The sequence below is a fragment of the Clostridium frigoris genome (genome assembly GCF_018861865.1).
GTDB classification, from domain to species: Bacteria; Bacillota; Clostridia; order Clostridiales; family Clostridiaceae; genus Clostridium_AD; species Clostridium_AD frigoris.
In genome coordinates, this window is sequence record NZ_JAHLDV010000003.1 from 109097 (window position 1) to 132490 (window position 23394).

The 23394-nt window shown below is 30.6% G+C and carries 24 protein-coding genes; 2 read left to right on the forward strand and 22 right to left on the reverse strand.

The annotated features are described in order from the left end of the window. Positions 1-50: 50 nt before the first annotated feature. The 8 genes from KPL37_RS02525 to hflX all read right to left on the reverse strand — a co-directional run bounded on the left by KPL37_RS02525 (position 51) and on the right by hflX (position 8280). The gene (locus KPL37_RS02525; RefSeq protein ID WP_216145853.1) at positions 51-467 is read right to left on the reverse strand and encodes a hypothetical protein; all 417 of its coding nucleotides are present in this window, start codon (positions 465-467) and stop codon (positions 51-53) included. A 282-nt stretch (positions 468-749) separates the two neighbouring features. Next, a complete protein-coding gene (locus KPL37_RS02530) occupies positions 750-1490 on the reverse strand; it encodes a YebC/PmpR family DNA-binding transcriptional regulator (RefSeq protein WP_216145855.1) in 741 nt (246 codons plus the stop codon). A gap of 151 nt (positions 1491-1641) precedes the next feature. Further along, positions 1642-2325, reverse strand: a complete 684-nt coding sequence (locus KPL37_RS02535; RefSeq protein WP_216145857.1) for a YigZ family protein — start codon at positions 2323-2325, stop codon at positions 1642-1644. A gap of 38 nt (positions 2326-2363) precedes the next feature. After that, positions 2364-3029 carry a HEAT repeat domain-containing protein gene (locus KPL37_RS02540; protein ID WP_216145859.1) on the reverse strand — a complete coding sequence of 222 codons (666 nt, stop codon included), beginning with the start codon at positions 3027-3029 and terminating at the stop codon, positions 2364-2366. Positions 3030-3055: 26 nt separating this feature from the next. After that, complete coding sequence (gene pdxR, locus KPL37_RS02545; protein WP_216145902.1) at positions 3056-4459, reverse strand: MocR-like pyridoxine biosynthesis transcription factor PdxR; 1404 nt, start codon at positions 4457-4459, stop codon at positions 3056-3058. Positions 4460-4596: 137 nt separating this feature from the next. Further along, the gene (locus KPL37_RS02550; protein ID WP_216145860.1) at positions 4597-5493 is read right to left on the reverse strand and encodes a nucleotidyltransferase domain-containing protein; all 897 of its coding nucleotides are present in this window, start codon (positions 5491-5493) and stop codon (positions 4597-4599) included. A gap of 371 nt (positions 5494-5864) precedes the next feature. Beyond that, a complete protein-coding gene (locus KPL37_RS02555; RefSeq protein WP_216145861.1) occupies positions 5865-6380 on the reverse strand; it encodes a hypothetical protein in 516 nt (171 codons plus the stop codon). Positions 6381-6489: 109 nt separating this feature from the next. After that, positions 6490-8280, reverse strand: coding sequence for a GTPase HflX (gene hflX / locus KPL37_RS02560; protein WP_216145862.1), 1791 nt, complete (start codon positions 8278-8280; stop codon positions 6490-6492). Positions 8281-8402: 122 nt separating this feature from the next. Here hflX and hpt point away from each other — a divergent pair, with 122 nt between their 5' ends. Further along, a complete protein-coding gene (hpt, locus tag KPL37_RS02565) occupies positions 8403-8927 on the forward strand; it encodes a hypoxanthine phosphoribosyltransferase (protein WP_216145863.1) in 525 nt (174 codons plus the stop codon). An 86-nt stretch (positions 8928-9013) separates the two neighbouring features. Here hpt and yunB read toward each other — a convergent pair whose 3' ends face one another. After that, positions 9014-9679, reverse strand: a complete 666-nt coding sequence (yunB, locus tag KPL37_RS02570) for a sporulation protein YunB (protein ID WP_425514019.1) — start codon at positions 9677-9679, stop codon at positions 9014-9016. Between the two features lie 225 nt (positions 9680-9904). Here yunB and KPL37_RS02575 point away from each other — a divergent pair, with 225 nt between their 5' ends. Then, positions 9905-12400, forward strand: a complete 2496-nt coding sequence (locus KPL37_RS02575) for a transglycosylase domain-containing protein (RefSeq protein ID WP_216145865.1) — start codon at positions 9905-9907, stop codon at positions 12398-12400. A 38-nt stretch (positions 12401-12438) separates the two neighbouring features. On the opposite strand, the gene spoVAE is transcribed toward KPL37_RS02575, so the two are convergent. The 13 genes from spoVAE to KPL37_RS02640 all read right to left on the reverse strand — a co-directional run bounded on the left by spoVAE (position 12439) and on the right by KPL37_RS02640 (position 23381). Next, positions 12439-12795: a stage V sporulation protein AE gene (spoVAE, locus tag KPL37_RS02580; protein WP_216145866.1), complete on the reverse strand. Its 357-nt coding sequence runs from the start codon at positions 12793-12795 to the stop codon at positions 12439-12441. Further along, entirely contained in the window at positions 12796-13812 is a 1017-nt protein-coding gene (gene spoVAD / locus KPL37_RS02585) for a stage V sporulation protein AD (RefSeq protein ID WP_216145867.1), read from the reverse strand. 6 nt (positions 13813-13818) lie between these two features. Next, a complete protein-coding gene (gene spoVAC, locus KPL37_RS02590) occupies positions 13819-14271 on the reverse strand; it encodes a stage V sporulation protein AC (RefSeq protein WP_216145868.1) in 453 nt (150 codons plus the stop codon). Positions 14272-14457: 186 nt separating this feature from the next. Next, complete coding sequence (gene sigF, locus KPL37_RS02595) at positions 14458-15210, reverse strand: RNA polymerase sporulation sigma factor SigF (RefSeq protein ID WP_216145869.1); 753 nt, start codon at positions 15208-15210, stop codon at positions 14458-14460. 10 nt (positions 15211-15220) lie between these two features. Then, the gene (spoIIAB, locus tag KPL37_RS02600) at positions 15221-15649 is read right to left on the reverse strand and encodes an anti-sigma F factor (protein ID WP_216145870.1); all 429 of its coding nucleotides are present in this window, start codon (positions 15647-15649) and stop codon (positions 15221-15223) included. Between the two features lie 13 nt (positions 15650-15662). Next, positions 15663-15998 carry an anti-sigma F factor antagonist gene (gene spoIIAA, locus KPL37_RS02605; protein WP_216145871.1) on the reverse strand — a complete coding sequence of 112 codons (336 nt, stop codon included), beginning with the start codon at positions 15996-15998 and terminating at the stop codon, positions 15663-15665. Between the two features lie 255 nt (positions 15999-16253). Next, a complete protein-coding gene (locus KPL37_RS02610) occupies positions 16254-17564 on the reverse strand; it encodes an acetyl-CoA hydrolase/transferase family protein (protein WP_216145872.1) in 1311 nt (436 codons plus the stop codon). A 466-nt stretch (positions 17565-18030) separates the two neighbouring features. Further along, entirely contained in the window at positions 18031-19395 is a 1365-nt protein-coding gene (gene gabT, locus KPL37_RS02615) for a 4-aminobutyrate--2-oxoglutarate transaminase (protein WP_216145873.1), read from the reverse strand. An 83-nt stretch (positions 19396-19478) separates the two neighbouring features. Continuing rightward, entirely contained in the window at positions 19479-20936 is a 1458-nt protein-coding gene (locus KPL37_RS02620; protein ID WP_216145874.1) for an APC family permease, read from the reverse strand. A gap of 59 nt (positions 20937-20995) precedes the next feature. Then, positions 20996-22114 (reverse strand): 4-hydroxybutyrate dehydrogenase, encoded by a 1119-nt coding sequence (locus tag KPL37_RS02625; protein WP_216145875.1) that lies wholly within the window; start codon positions 22112-22114, stop codon positions 20996-20998. Continuing rightward, the gene (locus KPL37_RS02630) at positions 22074-22211 is read right to left on the reverse strand and encodes a hypothetical protein (RefSeq protein ID WP_216145876.1); all 138 of its coding nucleotides are present in this window, start codon (positions 22209-22211) and stop codon (positions 22074-22076) included. The genes KPL37_RS02625 and KPL37_RS02630 overlap by 41 nt, the downstream gene beginning before the upstream one ends. Positions 22212-22684: 473 nt before the next feature. Further along, positions 22685-22837, reverse strand: a complete 153-nt coding sequence (locus KPL37_RS02635; protein ID WP_216145877.1) for a hypothetical protein — start codon at positions 22835-22837, stop codon at positions 22685-22687. 238 nt (positions 22838-23075) lie between these two features. Then, positions 23076-23381: a NifU family protein gene (locus KPL37_RS02640; protein ID WP_246578098.1), complete on the reverse strand. Its 306-nt coding sequence runs from the start codon at positions 23379-23381 to the stop codon at positions 23076-23078. Between the last annotated feature and the right edge of the window lie 13 nt (positions 23382-23394).

Sequence of the window (23394 nt, forward strand, 5' to 3'; positions counted from 1 at the left end):
CACCTTAAACAAAAAAGATTTGGCCTAAGCTAAACCAAATTTAATATGAATTATTCTTTATATTTTTCAATGTATTCTAAAAGTGCCATACTAACTAAATCCATACTTTTACAATCCTTATGTTTTTCTGTAAAATCTTTAAACTTATCCCAAACATATGAATATACTCTAATAGTATTGGTAGTCTTAAATTCTTCATCAAGCATATCTTCATCAATTTTTAATTCTTGTGACTTTGATGTATCAATTATAATTTTATAATCAGTTTTTTGCTTTTCTATTTCAGTCTTATCTGCTACTTTTTTCTGTTCTTTTATAAAATCATAAGCTGAATCAATTGCTTCCTCTATGCTATCAGAATTAAAGCTCATACTTGGAATTGCATCATCTAATGTTAAACAAAACTTAGAACTTGATTGGATTTTCACCTTAAATCCAGCATCTATTAATTTCTCAAGTTTATTCATTCTTTACACACCCTTACTTTTATATTTGGTTAAAATATTTTTTTATAATCATAGTACATTTTTAATCAATTTATGTTACTTATAAATTTAGTATGCCATTTTTTAATGTATATTATTCTAATATTTAAATGTATCATTTATTAACACAAAAACACCCTAGTATATTGATTAATTATCAATACAACAGGGTGTTTAGCTTATAAATTCGTAACTTAAAACAGTACCTATACAATCATTGTCATTTGGATTTTTTTGAAAACGCTTACTCCCAATATGAGCACATTAACCCTCAAATTCCTCTGGATACTCTGCATTGTGATACACATCTTGAACATCTTCGTTGTCCTCAAGTGTATCTATTAAATCCTGAACCTTAACTGCGCCCTCCATGCTAACAGGAGTCATGTTATCTGGGATCATTGTAATCTCAGCTGACGCAAATTCAAAACCTGCTTTTTCTAACTCTTCTCTTACCTGTCCAAATGTTTCAGCAGTAGTTATAATTTCAAACATTTCTTCATCTGCATTAAAATCTTCGGCCCCAGCTTCAAGAGCTATCATCATAATTTCATCCTCATCCATAGCTTCAGTTCTCTCTATGATAATTTGACCTTTTTTAGCAAACATCCAACTTACACATCCAGCTGCTCCCATATTTCCATGATGTCTATCAAAAGCATGCCTTACAGTCGCAACGCTTCTATTTTTTTTGTCTGTTAGCGTTACAACTACTACAGCAACTCCTTCTGCTCCATATCCTTCATAAACTATTTCTTCATAATTTACACCTTCGAGTTCCCCAGCACCTTTTTTAATTGCTCTAGTTATTGTGTCGAGCGGCATATTATTAGACTTAGCCTTTGCAACTACATCTCTAAGATGAGCATTAATTTCTAACTTAGACCCACCATTTTTAGCTGCCATTATTATTTCTTTACCTAATTTCGTAAATACTTTACCTCTTATAACATCAATTTTACCTTTTTTTTGTTGAATATTATGCCATTTTGAATGTCCTGACATTTGAAATCCCCCCCAACTGACTATTTTAATGTGGAATATTTCTAACCGTTCTAATAAATAGCAATAACTCTATGAATTAGTTATAAGTACCTTACTTTCATATTATATCATAGAAATAAAGCACTTTTCAAATAAATAAGAAATGTATATTTTACTTATCTTTGTCATTTGAAAGTGCAGAATTTATGATTTCGCTATCATATAGTCTATGTTCTAGCTTAAAGTACATTTTTCCCTTATCTTCTTCAAACAAAGCCTTTCCTGAACTAACCTCGGTTAGTTGCGACTTTAATTTTTCTAATTTATCATACTGACAGAGTATTTTGATTTTTACAATGTCTGTATACTCTACATGTTCTATATAAAAGTTGTCTTTAGCACAAACATGTTGCAATTTTCCTAGTAAATCATATTCAATTGTTATTTCGAGTGCAACACCTTTAACTTTTTCCACTACCCCGCCCTCTTTAATAGCTAAGGATGTACCTTTAGAATATGCTCTTGCAAGCCCTCCAGTTCCTAGTAGAATTCCTCCAAAATATCTGGTTACTACAACTACTACATCAGTTATATCACTTTTCTTTAAGACTTCAAGCATAGGAATTCCTCCAGTGCCTTGAGGTTCTCCATCATCACTATACCGTTGTATTTGTTTTTTTTCACCAATTATATATGCATAAACATTGTGCCTTGCTTGTTTGTGCTTATTTTTGATTTTTTGAATAAATTCCTTAGCTTCATCTTCATTTTCAACCCTTTTTCCATGACCAATAAATATTGATTTTTTCTCCTTAAATTCAGCAATTGATTCGTCTTTTATAGTAAAATAGCTCATTTCAATTATCCCACCTATGATTTACTGTTACTCTATCTTTATATCTCTATTTGCCCCATCAGCAATAAAAAACTCTGCGCAGAATTAATTATGTATTGTTTGTCTGTGTTTTCATATATATACATTATTTTCACAATAGCTTTTTCACTCTTTATTTTACCCAGCGACTTTATTGCATAACTTATAACTTGTGGATTTTCATCCTCGAGTGCTCTAAGTAATGCTCCTTCAGCTCTTAAGTCGCCTAACTTCCCCATAGCTGAGACTGCCATTCGTCGTACATTTATAAATTTATGCACGGATGCTTTAATTAAGATATTTAAACAAGATATTTCATTTAATTCCCCTACAATCCAAACAGCAACCTCTTTGTCCCTCGGATGCATCTCCACATAATTTGTTTTGATTAACTCAATTAATTCGTTTTTATTATCCTCACCTATTGAATTTAAAAAATAGATTTTATCGTCTTTTCCGGCTTTAGCAATAATCTTAAAAAGTTCATCAGCATCATTGCTATGCACTAAAAACCTATATTTTATTTTACCATCTATAATATGTTTTTGTACAATAGCATTGTCCAAATTTCTAATTTTACATATGGCTTCCATCGTTTTTCCCTCTAAAAACAAAAAGTAGGATATCTCCTCATTAGAATATTTACTAATGGATAACCAGTCAATTTCAACTAATCCCTTTTTCAAAAACATCGCTCCTTACCTTATAGTTATTATTTACATAATATCTCTGATATAATTTTAATTCCCTCTTCTATTTCAGGCTTTTTTATTTCCGAAAAACTCAACCTAAAATAATTATTTCCTTCTTTAGCATTTTTATAAAATAATACCCCTGGTGTAATTAAAACCTTCTTATTCATACATTTATAAAACAATTCCATTGAATTAACCTTTAACTCAGTAGCTATTTTAAAGTAAAAATGAATTCCTCCTCCAGGAGTATAATAACTAGCCTTAGCACCCAAATATTTTTCTATGCATTGCAACATAAAATTATATTTTTCCTTATATGCCATATTTAGACGGCTTATATTTTCTTTCCAGAGATCTTTATTTATATATAAATCTAAAGCACGTTGCATAAGACTAGATGTTGATATGTCTGTATTAATTTTTGAGTTTTGAATATACTCCTTACATTTTTGTGGTGATATCATATATCCAAGCCTTATTCCCGGCAGAAATATTTTTGAAAAACTCTTTATGTAAATAACTTTATCATTTACGTCTAAGGTCTTAAAACTACTATATTGCTTATTATCATATATTAGCTCAGATAAATAATCATCTTCCACTATATAAAAATCATACATTTCTGCTAGTTCTAATATTTTTACCTTTTTCTCCAAACTATAGGTGGCTCCTGTTGGATTTTGAAAATAACTCATTGCATAAAAACACTTGATTTTATTCTTTTTTAATATTGCTTCAAATTGGAGTAAATCTACGCCATCTTCTAATATATCAACTTCAAATATATTAGCTCTTCTCCATTTAAAAACCGTTAATGCACCACCATATGTTGGTTTTTCTACAATTACATTGTCATGAACATTGATTATAGATTTTGAAACTATATCAATTCCTTGTTGTGCACCTGAGAGTATCAATATATCTTCACTACTCACCTTATTATTCCAAAAGAAAGTACTTATGCTATTTCTAAGTCCCTCATAACCAAGTGATTCCTTATAAGCAAAAGCCTCAGTACCATCTCTATCTAATACCTCATTTAACACGTCTTTAAAAACCGTTACAGGGAAAAATTCACTGCTTGTTATTTCCCCTGTAAAATCTACATAATTTTTTAGATTTTGGCCAGATATTTTTTTTAGTGTATTAGAGTAGTCTTTTTTAAACTTAATATTTGTGTCTCTTCTTTTAGCATAAGTACCACTTCCCATCTTTTGATATGCATACCCCTCAGCTTCAAGTTTTTTATAGGCACTTACTATGGTAACTTCATTAACTTTCAATAACTTAGCTAGTTTCCTTATTGAGAGTAATTTTTCGCCATCATCAACATTGTTTTCATCAATTAGTTTTTTTATATGCTTTGATATTTCTAGATACTTAGGAATATCATTACTAAATTTGATTTCATATCTATACATATTTTCACCTACTTTTTTCAAAGTGTTAAATCACATCTTGGGTCGCTGCAACAGCTTCGAAGAAGATGCATTGACGACTTCAGAAGGAGATGTTACTCACACTTATAAAAGTGGGAGACTTTTCTTCTGAAATGTCGTTAAATAAAATACACATTTTGCTTAATTAATATATTGTCCTTATCTACCTTAAAATCTCTACTTTCCTTTTTAATAATATCTCTTTTCCATAGTTTATTAAGAACTTCTTCCATATCTATATCAAATTCCTTAAACAAATCATCCAACATAATTTCTTCGGCACTTACAAACTTATCTTGCTCTCTCATATAGTTCAAAAGCAAATTGCAATTGTCCTTAATACTTAAGTCTATACTCTGTTCTAAAAATGTCATTGTTTCTTGAATTGTCTCTTTTATGTGTGATTTTTCAAAAAACAATTTATCAACGCATTGTTTAAACTCTTCATTTAAATTAAGGGCCATAGTCATAACGTCCTTGCTAATCATATATCCAGACGAATTAACAAATAACTTTGAGTACTTTTCTATACATCTTGTAGAAGAACTGTAAGAAGTATAGATAGCATCACTCCATAAATATTTTTTACATACTCCCATTTCTTTTAACAATTCGCCTAAAAAACTCATGCCCCAACGTTCTCTATCAACATCTGGAAAAAGTCTACCGCCATCATACCTTACTGTTATATCCATATCTTTTGAAAATATTAACCTTGAGGACGAGAAAATTCTATGTAAATATCCGCCCTTTAAATTGTTAGAATAAACTTGAATAAATTTTTCCTTACCCATAAGTTTAACATGAACTGAAATACCCTCCTCCTCAGAATATAAGTTCCTAATTTCATCATAATTTTTATCAACAATTACGATAAAATCAATATCTGATTCTTCCCATAAATCACCTGTTACCATACTTCCAAAAACCATTACAGATAAAACAGATTTATCAATTTTCATTCTGTCAACCACACTATTAAAAGCCTTCTGATATTGCAAAATAGTTTTTATCATTCTATCCCCCCTAATTTTTAATATAATTTATATTTTGTTAATAGCTTTAATATATTTTATGCCGCAATTCCTAAATTTATATTTTATTAATTATATTTTTATTATAAAGATTATAAGTACATCATTGATATATACAATAAATTATTGTGTTATTCCTTATCGTTAATTATAGCACTACATTTTTTAAAATTACAAATATTCATTTTTGGATTATTATTAGCAGAACATATTTTATCAATTAAATTATATGAAATTTATCTTTACATTATCTTTAAAATCTTATATTGAAAACAGAAAATAAATATCTAGTTAAAAAATAAAGAGAAACAAGTTTAATTTTAATTAAACCATTCTCTTTATTCTCATAAAAATTATTTACAATCATACTTTGATAAATTCAGCATATTATCAACTTTACATTTTAGTACTTTAATTACATCTGAAGATATCTCATCAACACTATTTGTTAAATCAAGAGCATTTTTAATTTTTGAACTACGTCCAAAACTCGTATTTGTTAAACTAACTGCAGTAGCAGAAAAGTCAAGTGATGAAAGTGATAAGGTATATAAAGTATCTATCAATGGCTTCACATCATTTTCGAAATAAGCTCTTGCTTTAAAATCAAGCGGTAGTCTATCTAACTCAAATCTTAAAATGTTTATATCTACAACTTTATCTGTCAATAATTTAATGCAAGAATTAGTAGCTGTATCTGTCGAACTCGATGTTGACTGACTAGCAGTAACTCCACCATTTAGGCTTAAAATTTGTTTGTTCATATCATCTATAATTTGTTGTTGTATTTGTTGATATTTTATACTATCACTAATTGCTCTTTTGTCTTGTTCTTTTTCATTATCTGAATTTGATTTTTTTTCTCCCATATATACCCCTACATTCTTTAATAACTGTTATAGACTAATATTAAATTATATAAGATACATTTAGACTTTATTACACTTAAGGAAAAATTTCATTAAATAAACAATAAAACTAATCTATAATATATTTTTGACATTTATTGTAAATCTCAGTGTCCCCTTGTACTGACATAAGTGTTCCTTCCTCATTGTATTCTTCTGAATCAACCTTAGCACCCCTATGCAAATATGCAACCATTGACTGATCAGTATATGGAATTAGCACATTAAATTTTTTCAGAGTATAAGGGAGCTCTTTACAAACGTCTATTAATAATCCTTCCAAATTCGTACCATTTTTAGCCGATACTTCTATACACTTTAAATCCTTGTATTTTTCTTTTATTTTCAAAATGTTTTCTAGTGAGGCTTTGTCAATTTTATTTAATACCAATATCACCGGTTTATTAATTGCATTTAATTCTGTTAGCACACCATCTACAGCCTCTATTTGTAACTCTGCATTTTCAGATGATACGTCTACCACGTGTAGCAACAAATCGGAATAAACGACTTCTTCAAGCGTAGATTTAAATGCTTCAACTAAGTCATGAGGAAGTTTTCTTATAAATCCTACAGTATCAGTTACTGCAGCTACTCTATTATCAGGTAACAGTAATGCTCTTGTTGTTACATCAAGGGTAGCAAAGAGCATATCTGCTTCAAATACTTTATCCTTAATAGCAACACTTTTTAATGCTGCTACATCACATAATGCATTTCTTAATGTTGATTTACCCGAATTAGTATATCCTACTAAAGAAACTTTTGAAACACTATCACGACTTCTCTTTTCCCTTTGTACACTTCTTGTTGTTCTTATTTTTGCTAATTCTTTATTTAAATCAAATATACTTTCTCTTATTCGTCTTTTATCAATTTCTAATTTTTTCTCTCCTGGTCCTCTTGTTCCAATTCCGGCACCTGTCCTTGAAAGCATTGTTCCAAGCCCGGTTAACCTTGGCAATCTGTATTTTAATTGCGCAAGTTCAACTTGAATTTTTGCTTCCCTAGTTCTTGCTCTTCGTGCAAATATCTCTAAAATAAGTGTAGTTCTGTCGATTACTTTGCACCCAAGAACTTCTTCCAGATTTCTTACTTGAGAACCTGATAATTCATCATCAAATATAACTATATTTGCTCTTAGTGATTGCCTTGCACCTGCTATTTCCTCAGCCTTACCCCTGCCTATATATAAAGCTGCATCTATTTTATGCCTATTTTGAAGTACTGCGTCTACAGTTGCTACATTACATGCCCTTGCAAGTTCTATAAGTTCTAATAAATCTTCTTCACTTCCTATACCTACTAAAATAGCCCGTTCTGTATCATCTTCAACAACGTCACTTGTTTTCATTAATTTTTCAATGTATTTAACTTTATCTAAAATATCATATTCAATTACTTCATTTATATTTATTGGGCCCACTTCTTCTTCTATTAAAATATTATTGTCTATTCCACAAAACCCTATGTTATATTTTAAATTTTGCTTTTCTTTGGCTACTCCAATAGCAACAATACAATCTAGTTTTAATTTTACGAGCGCTGACATATCAAGCGCTGATAATCTAGAATTGCCGTTTGGATGAGTGTGTATTATCTTAACTCCTGATAAACGTCCTTCTCTTATATCAATTATAGGCAGTTCCACAGTGCTACTGTCTCCAATAGCCATACTGATAATATTGCCCTTCCTATCTATTGCTGCACTAATTTCTCTATCTAAATTTTGTGTTGCCTCCACAAGTATATCTACCAATTCAACAGACAAAATACAATCTTTAGAAACTTTTAATTCACAAGCATCTTCTAATTTATTTAAAATTGAATCTTTAACTCCATCTGTATTTCCGTATATCATCCTATATCACTCCATTCTACTAATATTTTAACTAATTTTCTTATTCTTATACTTGACAAGTTTCTTATAATTTTATACTATTGAAGCAAAATTGTAAATATGTAAAGAGGGCGGGATTAACATTGAATAATAAAAAAATAAATATTCTTATATCAAAAGATCAAATTAATGAGCGAATTGAACAACTTGGTGCTGAAATTTCCAAAGATTATTTCGAAAAAAACCTATATGTTTTATCATTGCTTAGAGGTAGCTTTATATATACTGCAGACCTTGTACGTCAAATCACTGTACCTACAAAAATAGGCTTTATGACAACTTCAAGTTATGGAGATGATGAAGAATCACAAGGACTCGTTAATGTTGTAAATGACATACCTGACAATATTTCTGGGTTTGATGTATTAATAGTAGATGATATTATAGATACTGGTTTAACTATGAATTTCGTTATGGAACATGTTAAATCTTTAGGCTCTGCTAGTATTAAAACTTGTGTTCTTTTAAATAAGATAGAAAGAAGAAAAATTGAAATAACTCCTGATTACTATTGCTTTGAGATTCCAGATCTTTTTGTAGTTGGTTATGGATTAAATTATGGAGATTACTATAGAAATATACCATACATATTTAATTGGAAAGATTAATTTAAATCACCATATCTAATTGCCCCATAAATGCATAAAAGTATAAAAAACAAAGTACTGTGACGTGTACTTTGTTTTTTATACTTTTACTCCTTACTATTTCCTAGTTTAAACCCAGTTCCATTTAAATCTAATTGAACCGCAGTATTAGGTGTTTTACCAACAATAATAGTTTCAGCAATTGGTACCTCATTAGTTACCTCAATATCATTACTTTTCAAAGGTATAAATACTCTAACTGTAGTTTTTACTTTAACATAGATTTTATGTCGTGTTTGATTTATACCTGCACTTTCAAACTCTGATGAATATTTAGTTTCTACATGTCCTATCGGTTGCATTTTAATAGTAACACTGGGTCCATAATATGATAGAATATTATTTCTTGTTATATACCCTATAGGAACTTTGATTCCTACCTCTCCCAATTTCATCAATTCTTTTTGCGACTTTAGAGCAACATCACAAGCTATCTTATTCATTTTCAAAGTATCTGCCTTTAACATTACAATATTACCCACAGAATCTTTGTCCACCTTTATTATCTCATCATAGTTAAATTGATTTGAATATTCATCTATAATTGCTTTATTTACAATTTCTGTTGCTTTTGCTCTCATTTCTGAATCTGCGACTGTCATTACAGTTGGCATTGTAGTTTTATCAAAAATATATATAAAGATTGTAAAACTCATCATAACGATAGCTATAATTATTAATATTTTGCCTTTAATTTTATTATTAATATCCATTACCCCCATTTAAGGTTATATGTTATTATATGTAACTCATTTAAGGTAAAGAATTCAATTAGTGCTTCAAAATACAATATTTTATATTAAGTTTAATTTAAATAAATAAGATAATTATATGGTATAATATTAAAAGCTATTATAGTTAAACAACATGAATTTTTAGAGGTTGTGATAAAAATTGTTGGTTTTATCTACTTCGTAAAAATACAAGGAGGATACTTAATGGATAAAAAAGAAACTTCTCAGAAAAAGAAAAAAATAGCTGGGGAGCATGTTTTAAAAAAAATTGTTTTTGCCATTCTAATTATAGCCTTAGTAATCAGTGTATCCATGGTTGGAGTAATCTTAGCTATGATTAAGACGGCTCCTAGTTTAGATATTAATAAATTTTTAAAATTGGATGAAATTACAGTATTATTGGATGATTCGGGAAAAATTATGGATGAATATGTAATCTCGCAAAGAAGAATTAATGTACCTATTAGTGATGTACCAGTTAATCTTCAAGAAGCATTTATAAGTATTGAAGATTCCAGATTTGAAACGCATCCAGGTATTGATATAAAAAGGCTATTTGGTTCTATATTTAATGATATAAAAATAAAAATAACTGGAAGTGGCCAAAGTCTTCAGGGTGCTTCAACAATAACGCAGCAATTGGTTAAATACAGAATATTTTTAGAGGATTCCATAGAGAACAGAACCTCTATAAAAAGAAAAGTTCAAGAAATTTATTTATCACTACAAATAGAAAAAGTATTAACTAAGTCCCAAATTTTAGAGACATATATGAATACTATTTTTCTAGGAGGGAATGCTCATGGTATAGAAGCGGCATCACAACAATATTTTAATAAATCTGTTAAAGACTTAACATTAAAGCAATCTGCTTTTATAGCTAGTGCTGCACAAAACCCTAGTGTTTCATACTCTATGGCAACAAAATCAAATAGGTCTAAAACAGCTTTTGAATCAAACAGAACCAAAGCGGTTTTAGATAACATGTATAAATATAACAAAATTAGCAAGGTACAATTTGACTCAGCCATGGCTGAAGAATTAACTTTTAGTTTTTCACAAAAGAATACAAATAAAATGAACTATGAGTTCTTCTCTATGCCTGCACTCCTTCAAGTTACTAAAGATTTAATGAAAAAATATAATATTAGCGAAACAGAAGCATCCTCAATGCTAATGTATGATGGAGTAAAGATTTATACAACTATGGATAAAAAGATGCAAAATACATCACAAGCCTTAATTGATGCTCCTATGAACTCTTCACAAGCAAACCTACAAGCCTCATGTGTTATTATGGATTATCATACAGGTGAAGTTAAAACTATTATAGGTGGACGTAATGTTAAAGTACCTATGTCTTACAACAGAGCTACGTCTACGTTATCAAAAACTACGTTATCAAAGACGTTAACACTGGACTTCTTTAGGGCTCCTGGATCAAGTATTAAGCCTTTAACCGTTTATGGTCCAGCTATTGATACAAAAAAAACTACAGCTTCTACCGTTATCGAAGATTCACCTGTCTCTGCAAGTGTAGGATATAACCCTAAAAATTCACCTGATATATATCGAGGATATTTAACTCTAAGAGATTGTTTAAAATATTCTGTTAACGTGGCCGCTGTTAAAATAGAGAATATGATTGGTCTAAAGACTGGTGCTTCTTATGGTGAGAAGTTTGGATTACAGCTAAATAACATAGATAAGACTAGTCAGTCTGCTATGGCCCTTGGTCAATTAGATGGTGGAACTAATCCTCTTACTATGGCCGATGCTTATGGTGTTTTTGGTAATAGTGGAAATCGTACTGCTTCAAGATTATATACTAAAGTAGTCGATAGAACTGGTAAGGTGTTGCTTGACACAAAACCTGAAACGACATCTGTTTTATCACCACAAAGTGCTTATATAATGTATGATTTATTAAAAGGCCCTGTAGGCCCAGGTGGTACTGGAACAAATGCTGTTTTTGGAGATATGCCCGTTCGTGGTAAAACTGGTACTTCTTCTAATTCGAAAGACTTATGGTTTGTTGGTTTAACTCCATATTACTCTGCGGCAGTTTGGATTGGAACTGATAACGCAGAAAAAATTGTAGGATTGGGGAGTAATGATGCTGCGCAGTTATGGGGAAAAGTTATGAAATCTGCTCATACTTCTCTACCAGTAAAGAACGTTGATATGCCTTCTGGTATATCCTCAATATCCGTATCAAAAGACTCAGGTAATATACCAACAGATTTAACTATTGCAGACCCAAGGGGTGATAGAGTTTACTCTGAACTGTTTATTGACGGGACTCAGCCTACAACTCTTGATAGCATACATGTTTCTGCTAAAGTCACAAAAGATGCAAGTGGTAACTATGTTTTGGCATCCGAATATACACCAATTTGGAAAATTGAAACAAGGGTTTTTATAAGAAGAGACTATGTGCCTAATGCATATTTAGAAGACTCTGCTTTTGTATTACCAACATCAGTTGATACCTCTTCAGGTTCCTTTACTGCTCCTTCAATTGTTACTCCGAATATTAAATTAACTACTCCTGAAATAACACCTCCTGTTACTACTCCTAAAATCGGCGGTGGAAATACCACTACTAATGATGATCGTAATCAAGTTAATCAAGATACAACTATTAATAATAACTCTCCTAATGAAAATAATGACAACACTACACCTATAACTAAATAAAAAAGCAACTATTAAAATATATTTTAATAGTTGCTTTTTTATTTAGTTTTAGGATTAAAAATTAATGCCATAATATACCCAAAAAAAATCGCAGCAGTAATTCCACCTGCAGTACCCTTTATACCTCCTGTAAACGCTCCTATAAGACCAACCTCATCTACCTCTTTCATTACGCTTTTAGCCAAACTGTATCCAAATCCAGGCAGAGGTATACTCCCTCCTGCTTTCCCATATTCTATTACTATGTCATATATATTCACTGCTCCTAATAGTACACCGCTAGTTACAAATACAACTAAAATTCTAGCAGGAGTAAGTTTCGTAGTATCCATAAGTATTTGACCTATTACACATATAACTCCTCCAACTATAAATGCCATAATGTAATTATTCATTTATTCACCCCCAAACTCTATTGAAACAGCATGAGCAATTCCTGGTATTGTCTCACCCTGCAAAGTGGAAGTAGAACTTAAAAGAGCTCCCGTTGAAACTAGCAATATTCTTTTAAATTTACCCTTCAGCATGTTTTTAAGTAGATAGCCTGTTGCAACTACTGCAGAACAGCCACAACCACTACCACCAGCATTAGTTCCTTGTATCGAAGCATCAAATATTTTCTCACCACAATCAATATAATGGCCTCTCATATCGTATTTATATTCAAGCAGTAATTTTTCTGTAAATTGCTTTCCTATAATGCCCAAATCTCCAGTAGCAATAATATCATAATCTGAAGGTTTTCTACCGGTATCCATAAAATGTTGTTTGATAGTGTCAACTGCTGCTGGCGCCATTGCAACTCCCATATTATTCACATCAATTATTCCATAGTCTTTAACTTTTCCAGTTGTAATATGAGTAACGTAGGGGAATTTGCCTTTTTTGCCCAAAACCATTGAACCTGCACCTGTCACCGTCCATTGTGCTGTAATTGGTCTCTGACTTCCCATTTCAAGTGGTAATCTAAATTGCCTTTCTGCTGACGAAAAATGTGACGAGGTAGCTGCTACAACATAATTAGCAAGGCCACCTTCCATTATCATTGAACCAACACTTAACGACTCTGCCATAGTTGAACACGCTCCATAAAGACCTATAAACGGTATATTTAAATCTCTAGCGGCAAAACATGAAGATGATAATTGATTTAATAAATCACCTGCTAATAAATAATTGATATCAACTTCCTTTAACTTTGCTTTTTTTATACTCTCTGATATAGCAGTATATAAAAGACTTGTTTCAGCTTTTTCAAAGCTTCCTGTTCCATTAAGATCGTCTTCTATAATTTTATCGAAATACTCTTTTAATGGTCCCTGCCCTTCTTTAGGACCAACTATATTATAGGTACCAATAATTCTAGGTTTACTTTCAAGTTCTACTGTTTGAAGACCAATTCTTCTACCCATTTTGCATCACCACCTTAAAAAATAGTATAAAATTCCTACAATTACGGATGAACCAATTCCATAAACTAAAACAGGCCCTGCAATAGTAAACATTTTAGCTGCTACACCAAAAACAAAACCTTCTTTTTTAAATTCCATTGCTGGTGAGACGATTGAATTTGCAAACCCAGTAATCGGTACAACAGATCCTGCTCCTGCAAAATCACCTAACTTATCATATATACCAATTCCAGTAAGCACAGCACCTAAAAATACCATAACTATAGAAACATATGTCCCTATCTGATCTTTAGGAATACCAATTTTTAAAAAAATATCACCGATGAATTGTCCAATTACACATATTAATCCTCCAACCCAAAAGGCATTAAAACAGTGTATTAGTAACTTAGGCTTTGGAATATTATTCGAATTAAGTTTATCAAATTTTTTTCTTATGACTTTTTCTTCTACCTTCATAAAAATCCTCCTTGCCACTTTCGAGAGTTATTAGTAATTTGTTTTTTATAAAAATATAATAGTCTAATTACTAATTTTAGTATTTGCATTAATATAGTTTTTAATCAAAAAAATAAGATGTACTAAAGATAACTGGCTTCAAATCAAACTTGAAGTTATTTATCCATAATAAATCTTATTATCTTTCTAAGTTAATTTTTCCTTCATTATTTTTAAGACTTTCTTTTCTATTCTTGATACTTGCACTTGGCTAATTCCCATCATTTTCGCTACCTGAATTTGTGTATTATCTTTAAAGTATCTGAGCATAATTATTTGCCTTGATTTTGCATCAAGTTTTCTAAGTGCTTCTTTGAGAGATATTTTATCTAAAACTTGGTTATCTTCTTCATATTTTTCACTTAGCTTATCAATTAACAATACCGGTGCACCATCATCTTGGTGTATCGTATCAAATAAATATAACATATTGCTAGCAGACTCTAATGCATATACTATATCTTCTTTTTCTATATTACAAAAGACCGACAATTCATCAATTGTAGGATCTCTACCCAATTTTTTGGTTAGAGTATCTTTATCATAATGCAATTGCCGTGCAGTATTTTTAACGCTCCTACTTACTTTTATAATTCCATCATCTCTAAGGAATCTTTTAATCTCTCCCATTATCATAGGAACTGCATATGTGGAAAATTTCACATTATACTTAGTATCAAAATTATTAATAGCTTTTACGAGTCCAATACACCCTATTTGGAAGATATCATCATATTCATACCCTCTATTTAGAAATTTCTTACTTATTGATGAAACTAATGGCAAATTCATTTCTACTAAAGTATCTAGTGCACCCAGTTCTCCATTCCTAGCCATTTGAATAAGTTGCATATTATCTTCATAATTATAGTTATTTTTTTTCACTATTTTTTGATCCATAATATTCCACCTAACTTAAAGGATTAAATATTTTTTTCATTATTATACTTGTTCCCCTACCTTTATCAGACTTTACTTCTAGGCTGTCCATAAAAGTTTCCATTACAGTAAAACCCATTCCAGATCTCTCGAGGTCTGGACGCGAAGTGTATAACGGTTCCATAGCTAGCTCTAAATTATCAATTCCTTTCCCTGTATCATTAACTATCACTGTTAATTCAGTTCCATTAATAATAGCTTCAATAGTGATCATTTCCTCTTCACTTTCATAGCCATGAATAATTGCATTTGTAACTGCTTCTGATACAGCTGTTTTAACATCAGTGATTTCGTCAATTGTAGGATCTAATTGTGAAGCAAATGCTGCTATTGCTACTCTTGCAAAACTTTCATTCTGAGATTTACTTAAAAATTCTATCTTAATTTTATTGTAACACATACTAATCCCCCCACTAAATGTTGTTTACAGCTTGCTTTACGTCATCAAATAACATGATAATCTTAAACATTCCTGACAGTTCAAATACCCTCTTTACTGAAGATTTAATATTAGTTACACATACTTTACCATTTCTCATATGTAACTTTTTGTATCTTCCAATAACTACACCAATACCAGAGCTATCCATAAATGTTACATCTCCAAAGTCCATAATTAATTTGTTATAACTATCTCGTTCTAACCTATCATCTATAATATTCCTAACTTCCTCAGCACTATGATGGTCTAATTCCCCAGACATGTAAACTATCAACTTATCTCCACTATTCTCAAAATTTAAATGCATTTTCTTCCCCCCGAATCATTTGGAATTTAAATATTATTTTGATATCGTCTAAATAATGTATCCATATCTTATATTCTATAACTTATATGATAATCCTTCTTTTTATGTAATAATTTTTCATTTTTTTATATTATATCCATATTTGTACTTTTTAATATATTATATAACAAATAATTTTAGAAATTCAATAAAATAAATAGTAGCAAGACAATTAACTGTTTAATTGTCTTGCTACTATTTATTAATCCTTTTTAATTATTTTGATGAAAATTTGCAATTAAACCTTCTTTCAAATTCTTGTATTAAATCATTCCTAAAATCTGGATGAGCAATATTTATAAGCGCTATTGCTCTATTTTTTAAAGTTTTACCTTTTAACTGTGCAATACCATATTCAGTAACTACATAGTTTACATCATTTCTAAGAGTTGTAACAGCAGCGCCTTCATCAAGATTTGGTTTAATTCTTGAAACTTTTCCTTTGCATGCAGTCGATGGCATTGCAATTATAGCTTTACCATTTTTAGCCATAGATGCACCACGAACAAAATCAACTTGTCCACCAGTTCCACTAAACTGAGTTTCTCCTATCATTTCTGCATTAACTTGGCCCATAAAATCTACTTGAATAGCTGAATTTACACACACCATTTTATTATTTTTAGCAATTACACAAGGATCATTTACATAATCTACAGAATACATTTCAACCATAGGGTTATTATCTACAAAATCATATAGTCTTTTACTTCCCATCAAAAATGTCACAACAATCTTTCCCTTATGAAGAGATTTAGCCTTGCCCGTAATTACCCCTGCTTCAACTAATTCAACTACTCCATCTGAAATCATCTCAGAATGAATTCCTAAGTCTTTCTTTCCTTTTAAAAATAATAAAACTGCATCTGGAATAGCACCTATTCCAAGTTGAAGTGTGGAACCATCCTCAACTAAAGAAGCACAATTCTCTCCAATGGCTCTTTCAATATCTCCAATTTTAGGAGATGCAAGTTCTATTAGTGGGTGATTTGATTCTACTATATAATCAATGTCCGAAAGATTAATAAAAGAGTCACCCATAGTTCTTGGCATTTGTTTATTTACTTCTGCAATTACCATTTTTGCGCATTCTGCTGCTGTTTTTGTGTAATCGACAGATAAACCGAAACTACAACAACCATGCTCATCAGGTGATGAAACCTGAATAATTGCAACATCTACTGGTAAATAATTATTTTTAAATAGCTCGGGTATCTCAGAAAAAAAACATGGTGTAAAATCTGCTCGACCTTTCGCAACGGCTTCTTTTGTACTAGCACCTACAAATAATGCATTGTGCTTAAAATGACTTTCCATTCCGGGCTTAGTATATTCATCTTTTCCCATAGGAACCATATGCACAATTTCAACATCTTTATAGGCATCTTTATTCTTTAACATTGCATCTATAATAGTAGCAGGTTCCGAACAGGCATGTCCAGTTACTACTCGATTTCCAGACACTATTTTAGTAGCAGCTTGATCTGCTGTAATAAGTTTTGATTTGTAGATTTCTTGTAAATTCATAACTACACTCTCCCTAATAATCAAATTTTTGTTTTGTCTATATTTAAAATGCATTCTTGTGATTATTTTCACAATCATTTTTAAAAAAAACTACATACATAAGAACATAGCATTATTTTTACTGCATTATATTACATATAATGCTATTTACGGTCTAAAATTTTTATAGTTTTCATTTTATTCAGTCATCTCTCTCATGTTTCAGTATACACCAGTTACCTTAACTTGTATATGTAAAAAAATTATCATAAAAACAAAAATAAAGTTTATTACTTAAATAAACCACCCTTACCATTCGCCAGTAAATACCAAAATATCATACTCCACAATAATTTTATTGCCTTAATTATCATTTCATTTAAATAAAAAAGTCTTGAGCACTATATCTTATTAAGAACAAATTATACAAACGGCTGTAGATAAATTTATCTACAGCCGTTTTAAAATATAAATTTAAATTAAATTACTAAGCTTTAATGCTTACAATTGAAACTGCATTTTCAAGTATATCAAGTCCTGCATTTAGTTGTTCATCCGTAATACATAATGGCATTAAAAAGCGAAGAGTGTTTCCTCTAACGCCACAATTTAATATGACTAAGCCATTTTCATTACATTCTTTAATTATTGATTTTACTTCTTTTGAAGCTGGTTCTTTTGTTACTCTATCAGTAACAAACTCAACACCTATCATTGCCCCCAGGCCTCGAACATCTCCAATAATTTTATATTTTTCCTTCATTTTATTAAATCTATCCATAGCTATTTCTGCAATATGGTTTGATTTAGCGGCATAATTATCTCTTTCCATAATTTCAATAACTTTTAAAGCTGAAACACACGCTATTGGGTTTCCAGCATAAGTTCCACCAATTCCACCAGCTTGAGAAGCATCCATAATTTCAGCTCTACCTGTTACTGCGCTGATTGGCATTCCAGCTCCAAGTGATTTTGCAGAAGTTATTATATCAGCATATAATCCATTGTCTGCCCAGTACTCACTAGCAAACATTCTACCGGTTCTACAGTATCCTGATTGTACTTCGTCACATACTAATAATATACCATTCTCATCACATATACGTCTTAGCTCTCTCACATATTCAATAGGTGTTGGAAGGAATCCACCTTCACCTTGAAGAGGCTCAATAACTACTGCGGCAACATCTTCTACATTTATTTTTTCTAAAAAGAAATTCTTTAATTTTTCAATGTAATACTTCACTGCATTTTCCTTAGCTATTCCAGTTGGACGACGATAAATATAAGGGAATTCTGCTTGATGAACTCCTGGAGCAAAAGGTCCAAAACCAAGTTTATATGGTTTTATTGTACTTGTCATTGCCATAGTTAAACTTGTTCTTCCGTGAAATCCACCTGTAAATGTAACTATTTCTGTTCTTTTTGTATATTTACGAGCAATTTTGACAGCATTTTCAAGAGCTTCAGATCCACTGTTTACAAACATTGTTTTCTTTTTAAAGTCTCCTGGAATAATACTATTTAATTTTTCAGCTAAACGTACATAAGATTCATATTGTACTACATTTATACTTGAATGAAAAAATTTAGAAACTTGTTCTTTAACAACTTCAATAACTTCTGGATTACTATAACCTATATTTAAAACTCCAATTCCACCAACAAAATCCAACATAATATTTCCATCTACATCTTCAAACATTGCACCTTCTCCTCTTTCAATAAAAGTAGGTACTCCGGATGATACTCCAACTGGAACATTGTCTTGTCTAAGTTTTATTAATTCCTTTGCTTTTGGTCCCGGTATTTTTGTTGTTATTTTGGGTAAACTATTTCTTAATTCTGTCATAATAAATTCCTCCTCGATTATATTTAAATATATGAATATTAATTTAAGATAGTTATTTTTTAAAAGATATATTTGTTATACATCTAATTTGCATTTTTATTGTTGCTCAAACTCTCTCCAACAATTTCTTTTCTTGCATATAGCTCACCAAATATTAAAAGTTCTCTTTCTTTCAAAGTAACATTTGGATATGCCTTTTGAGTCATTAGTGATAAGACAATACCAAGCACTGCCCAGAAAAGAATCATACCCCATTCATAAGGCCAAACAAGTCCACCAGATGAAAACGGTAAATATAAACTTATAAATGCAACAGATATAATAATTGCTCCATACCCTATAAACTTATGATTTTTAACCTTAAAGGGTCTTTCTAAATCTGGTTCTTTCTTTCTAATTATTATAAAAGACAAACAAACAAACAAATATGTTAGAACAACTCCAAAAGAACTTGCATTAACAAACCAAACTAATGCATTCTTACCTAATAAAGGAGCTAGTTCACATATAATTCCTATAAGAATTATAGCGGCAACTGGAGCTTGAGTTTTAGAATGAACTTTACCAAAAATTGGTGGAAGCATTTTAGCTCTGCCCATTGCAAATAAAACTCTAGCACCACCAATGATAAATCCATTCCAACTAGTTAATATGCCACATAAAGCACCTAAAATTACAACCTTACCCATTATCGGATTTCCGTACATAAAGGCTGCTGCATCAGCAACAGGAACTGCTCCATTAAGTCTAATATCTGATGGAGCCGCTAAAGCAATACCGATACACATTGCTACATACCAAACTGCAGCCAACAAAATTGAAAAAATAAGAATTTTCCCTATTTGTTTCTTAGGAATATTCATTTCCTCTGCAGACTGTGGAATAACATCAAAGCCTACATACATAGCCGGAACCATTAAAAGAACTGAAAAAACTCCATTTCCGCTCTTAATTGCATCTCCTAAGAACTTCGAATCTCCTATACTGATTCCACTTATTATAAAAAATAGTCCAGCTAAAGTTAGACCAATCGTAGCCACATTTTGAAATAAAACTGCCCCTTTTCCACCTCTAAGGTTTATTATAATTAAAATTAGTCCTACGACCATACCTATCGCAGACCAAGACGCGTAAACTTCATACCCAGCAATAGTCCATAAATATCCCAGCTGTGGTATTGGGATTATATAGTTTACAGCAGTTGAGATAGCAATTCCTTCCCATGCTGCAACTCCTACATAAGCAAAGCATGTACACCATATAGTTATCCATCCAAGCTTATACCCCATGGCTCTATATGCAAATACTAATCCTCCACCGGCACATGGCAATGCGGGAGTTAACTCCGCATAACACAGTCCTACAAATATGCACATTACTCCACCAATTAAAAATGCAATAACTGCTCCTACCCATCCGGCTTGTTCTACCCAGTATCCGGATAACATTACCCAGCCCCATCCAATCATTGCTCCAAAAGCTAATGCTAATATATCCCCTTTAGAGTAGACCTTCTCCAGGCTTTCACGTTTTTCACTCATAACCTACCCCCTTATTATGTATGATAATATTTTGTTTAGTTTCATAACTTACCTGCCAATTAATATAAATTTGTATATATCTCAATCATTTCTTCTCTTGATAATTCTACGTAGTTATTTACTAATAATCTTTGTTGGGTTTCTATAACGCTATCAGTAAACAATTCTATTTCTTCTACCTTCATGCCAAATTCTTTTAATGGTTTTTTCATCAATAGTTTATTTAATACATTTTCAATTTCTTTATAAACATCTTCACCATGACTAAGGCCTAATATGTTTGACAAAAGAGTATTTATTTCCTTTATCTTTCCATTCGGATTCTTTTTACTGTACATTTTAAAAACTTCAGTAAAAAGTTCATAGTTTGCTTCTCCGTGTGCTACATGATAAACTCCACCTAATGGATAAGACATAGCATGAACTGCTCCAACCCCAGCATTAGCAAAAGCAATTCCAGCATAATTGCTGGCGGTTGAAAATTCTTTTAATAAATTCTGACGATAATCCTCACCTTTTTCTATAATTTCCATATAGCCTTTCATAATCATTTCTATAGCCCTAACTGAAAATATTTCTGTATATACACTAGCCTTAGGAGATACAAAAGATTCAATAGCATGAATTAGAGCATCTATAGAGCTAGCAACAAAAAACTTAAAAGGTAATCCCTTAATTAATTCAGGGATTAGCACTGCATGATTTGCAAACAACTCATCAGTTGCCAACCCCATTTTTGTATGTTTTGATTTTATTTCTGCAATTGAAATATTAGTTACTTCGCTCCCAGTTCCGCAAGTCGTAGGGATAATTATTAATTCCTTATCCCTTATAAAAGGTACTTTTTTCTCAAATAAATTTAGGCAATCTTTCACATCTTTAAAAACCATTAATTTAGAAATATCTATTACTGTACCACCACCTATACCTACAATTCTTTTAATTTTTTTATTAGGCATAGCAGCAATAATTTTGTTAATCATCTCGTCAGAAGGTTCACCAACTCCATATTTTTCTTGAAAAATAAAGTCTGCTTTTAAATTCAAATATTTCATAAATGGTTCATAAATAAATTCTTGAGTTAATATTAAGTCACCTTCACCAATTTTAAACTCATCTGCAAAATCTTTAAAATTGTTAAAAGTATGAATCTGAGGTACTAATTGAAAGTTCTTCATAACATCCTACCTTTCTTTTATCCATATTTTTATTGATTGAAATTTTTTTACTTGTAATATTTGAAGTTGTTGTTATTAAATCTTTGTGCTTAAACATTTCTCCTAAATTAAAAATCATTTAACTGAATTAATTGAAAAATAAATCATTAGGTTAACTACTACATTTCCTACTTTTTACTTGAACATTTAAATCTTTAAATTTAATTTTGTAATACTTTCTACGTATTACTCTCCTTTCATTAAAACATTTATCTCTCAAATATATTTTATAATTATATATAGCAATTTACATGCCAAAATTATAACAAAATTATATATTTAAAAACTATTGCCACTTCAGCACTCTCTTCGTGTCTTTTAATTAAATATTCTGATTATTGTTTTATGTGAATATTATAAAAAATAATAAAATTTGTATCATAAAAGAAACAAGTCTTAACAATTTAACTTGCTGGATTCCTTAAACCCTTACAAACTATAAGTATTACACCTTATATTTATTTCTGTTGCATATTTGAAACACGTTTCATTTTTAAAACATATTTTTCTCGAATATTTTAGATGTACAAGTTAAGCTACTAAATGTGATTGAAGTGGATAAAGTTGAAAGAATTGAAGTTTTAAATTACTTGTACCTGTAAATGCGCCCATTTCATAACCTAAGAACCCAAAGTCTGTTTTTATCTCTGTAGCAATTTTACATAAAATAATTTCTCTATGCAAATGTATTTTATCAAATTTACACTGATATATCAATTAAAAAAGTTGTAAATAGATTTGTATTTAAACAAATTTATCTACAACCCCTTTGAATTAGTCTGCAACTTCAAATTTATTACATTTTCCTCTTTTGCTATTCCAAAACTATCACTATCATTAAGATAATTTCTTAATTTTGACACTATATCCATTCTATAATATGTTGGATTACATCCCCCACAATATTTAATACCAATTTTCACTATCTCACTTTTCTACTTTTGTTTAAAATTTTTCTAGCTTGTTCTAATAACTCTTCATTTACTTGATTTATTAGTATTACTTTTTTAATATCCGGTATTTCTTTTTTAAGTGTAGCTTCGACTAAATCCTCAATGGTATATTTTGCAGAAAGACAGCCTTTACATTGACCTAAAAGCTTTACTTCAACTATTCCATCACAGATGTTAACAAGTTCAATATTTCCATAGTGATCTGCTAGTTTTGGTCTAACATCCAACTCAAGAATTTTTTCAATTTTAGCAAACATAACTTCTTTATCAAACATTTCGTCACTCCGA

Bases quoted from the DNA above. Each gene is read 5' to 3' on its own strand.
- KPL37_RS02525 (WP_216145853.1), bottom strand. From the start codon at position 467: ATGAATAAACTTGAGAAATTAATAGATGCTGGATTTAAGGTGAAAATC.
- KPL37_RS02530 (WP_216145855.1), bottom strand. From the start codon at position 1,490: ATGTCAGGACATTCAAAATGGCATAATATTCAACAAAAAAAAGGTAAA.
- KPL37_RS02535 (WP_216145857.1), bottom strand. From the start codon at position 2,325: ATGAGCTATTTTACTATAAAAGACGAATCAATTGCTGAATTTAAGGAG.
- pdxR (WP_216145902.1), bottom strand. From the start codon at position 4,459: ATGTATAGATATGAAATCAAATTTAGTAATGATATTCCTAAGTATCTA.
- KPL37_RS02550 (WP_216145860.1), bottom strand. From the start codon at position 5,493: ATGATAAAAACTATTTTGCAATATCAGAAGGCTTTTAATAGTGTGGTT.
- KPL37_RS02555 (WP_216145861.1), bottom strand. From the start codon at position 6,380: ATGGGAGAAAAAAAATCAAATTCAGATAATGAAAAAGAACAAGACAAA.
- hflX (WP_216145862.1), bottom strand. From the start codon at position 8,280: ATGATATACGGAAATACAGATGGAGTTAAAGATTCAATTTTAAATAAA.
- yunB (WP_425514019.1), bottom strand. From the start codon at position 9,679: ATGGATATTAATAATAAAATTAAAGGCAAAATATTAATAATTATAGCT.
- KPL37_RS02575 (WP_216145865.1), top strand. From the start codon at position 9,905: ATGGATAAAAAAGAAACTTCTCAGAAAAAGAAAAAAATAGCTGGGGAG.
- spoVAE (WP_216145866.1), bottom strand. From the start codon at position 12,795: ATGAATAATTACATTATGGCATTTATAGTTGGAGGAGTTATATGTGTA.
- spoVAD (WP_216145867.1), bottom strand. From the start codon at position 13,812: ATGGGTAGAAGAATTGGTCTTCAAACAGTAGAACTTGAAAGTAAACCT.
- spoVAC (WP_216145868.1), bottom strand. From the start codon at position 14,271: ATGAAGGTAGAAGAAAAAGTCATAAGAAAAAAATTTGATAAACTTAAT.
- sigF (WP_216145869.1), bottom strand. From the start codon at position 15,210: ATGGATCAAAAAATAGTGAAAAAAAATAACTATAATTATGAAGATAAT.
- spoIIAB (WP_216145870.1), bottom strand. From the start codon at position 15,649: ATGTGTTACAATAAAATTAAGATAGAATTTTTAAGTAAATCTCAGAAT.
- spoIIAA (WP_216145871.1), bottom strand. From the start codon at position 15,998: ATGCATTTAAATTTTGAGAATAGTGGAGATAAGTTGATAGTTTACATG.
- KPL37_RS02610 (WP_216145872.1), bottom strand. From the start codon at position 17,564: ATGAATTTACAAGAAATCTACAAATCAAAACTTATTACAGCAGATCAA.
- gabT (WP_216145873.1), bottom strand. From the start codon at position 19,395: ATGACAGAATTAAGAAATAGTTTACCCAAAATAACAACAAAAATACCG.
- KPL37_RS02620 (WP_216145874.1), bottom strand. From the start codon at position 20,936: ATGAGTGAAAAACGTGAAAGCCTGGAGAAGGTCTACTCTAAAGGGGAT.
- KPL37_RS02625 (WP_216145875.1), bottom strand. From the start codon at position 22,114: ATGAAGAACTTTCAATTAGTACCTCAGATTCATACTTTTAACAATTTT.
- KPL37_RS02630 (WP_216145876.1), bottom strand. From the start codon at position 22,211: ATGTTTAAGCACAAAGATTTAATAACAACAACTTCAAATATTACAAGT.
- KPL37_RS02640 (WP_246578098.1), bottom strand. From the start codon at position 23,381: ATGTTTGATAAAGAAGTTATGTTTGCTAAAATTGAAAAAATTCTTGAG.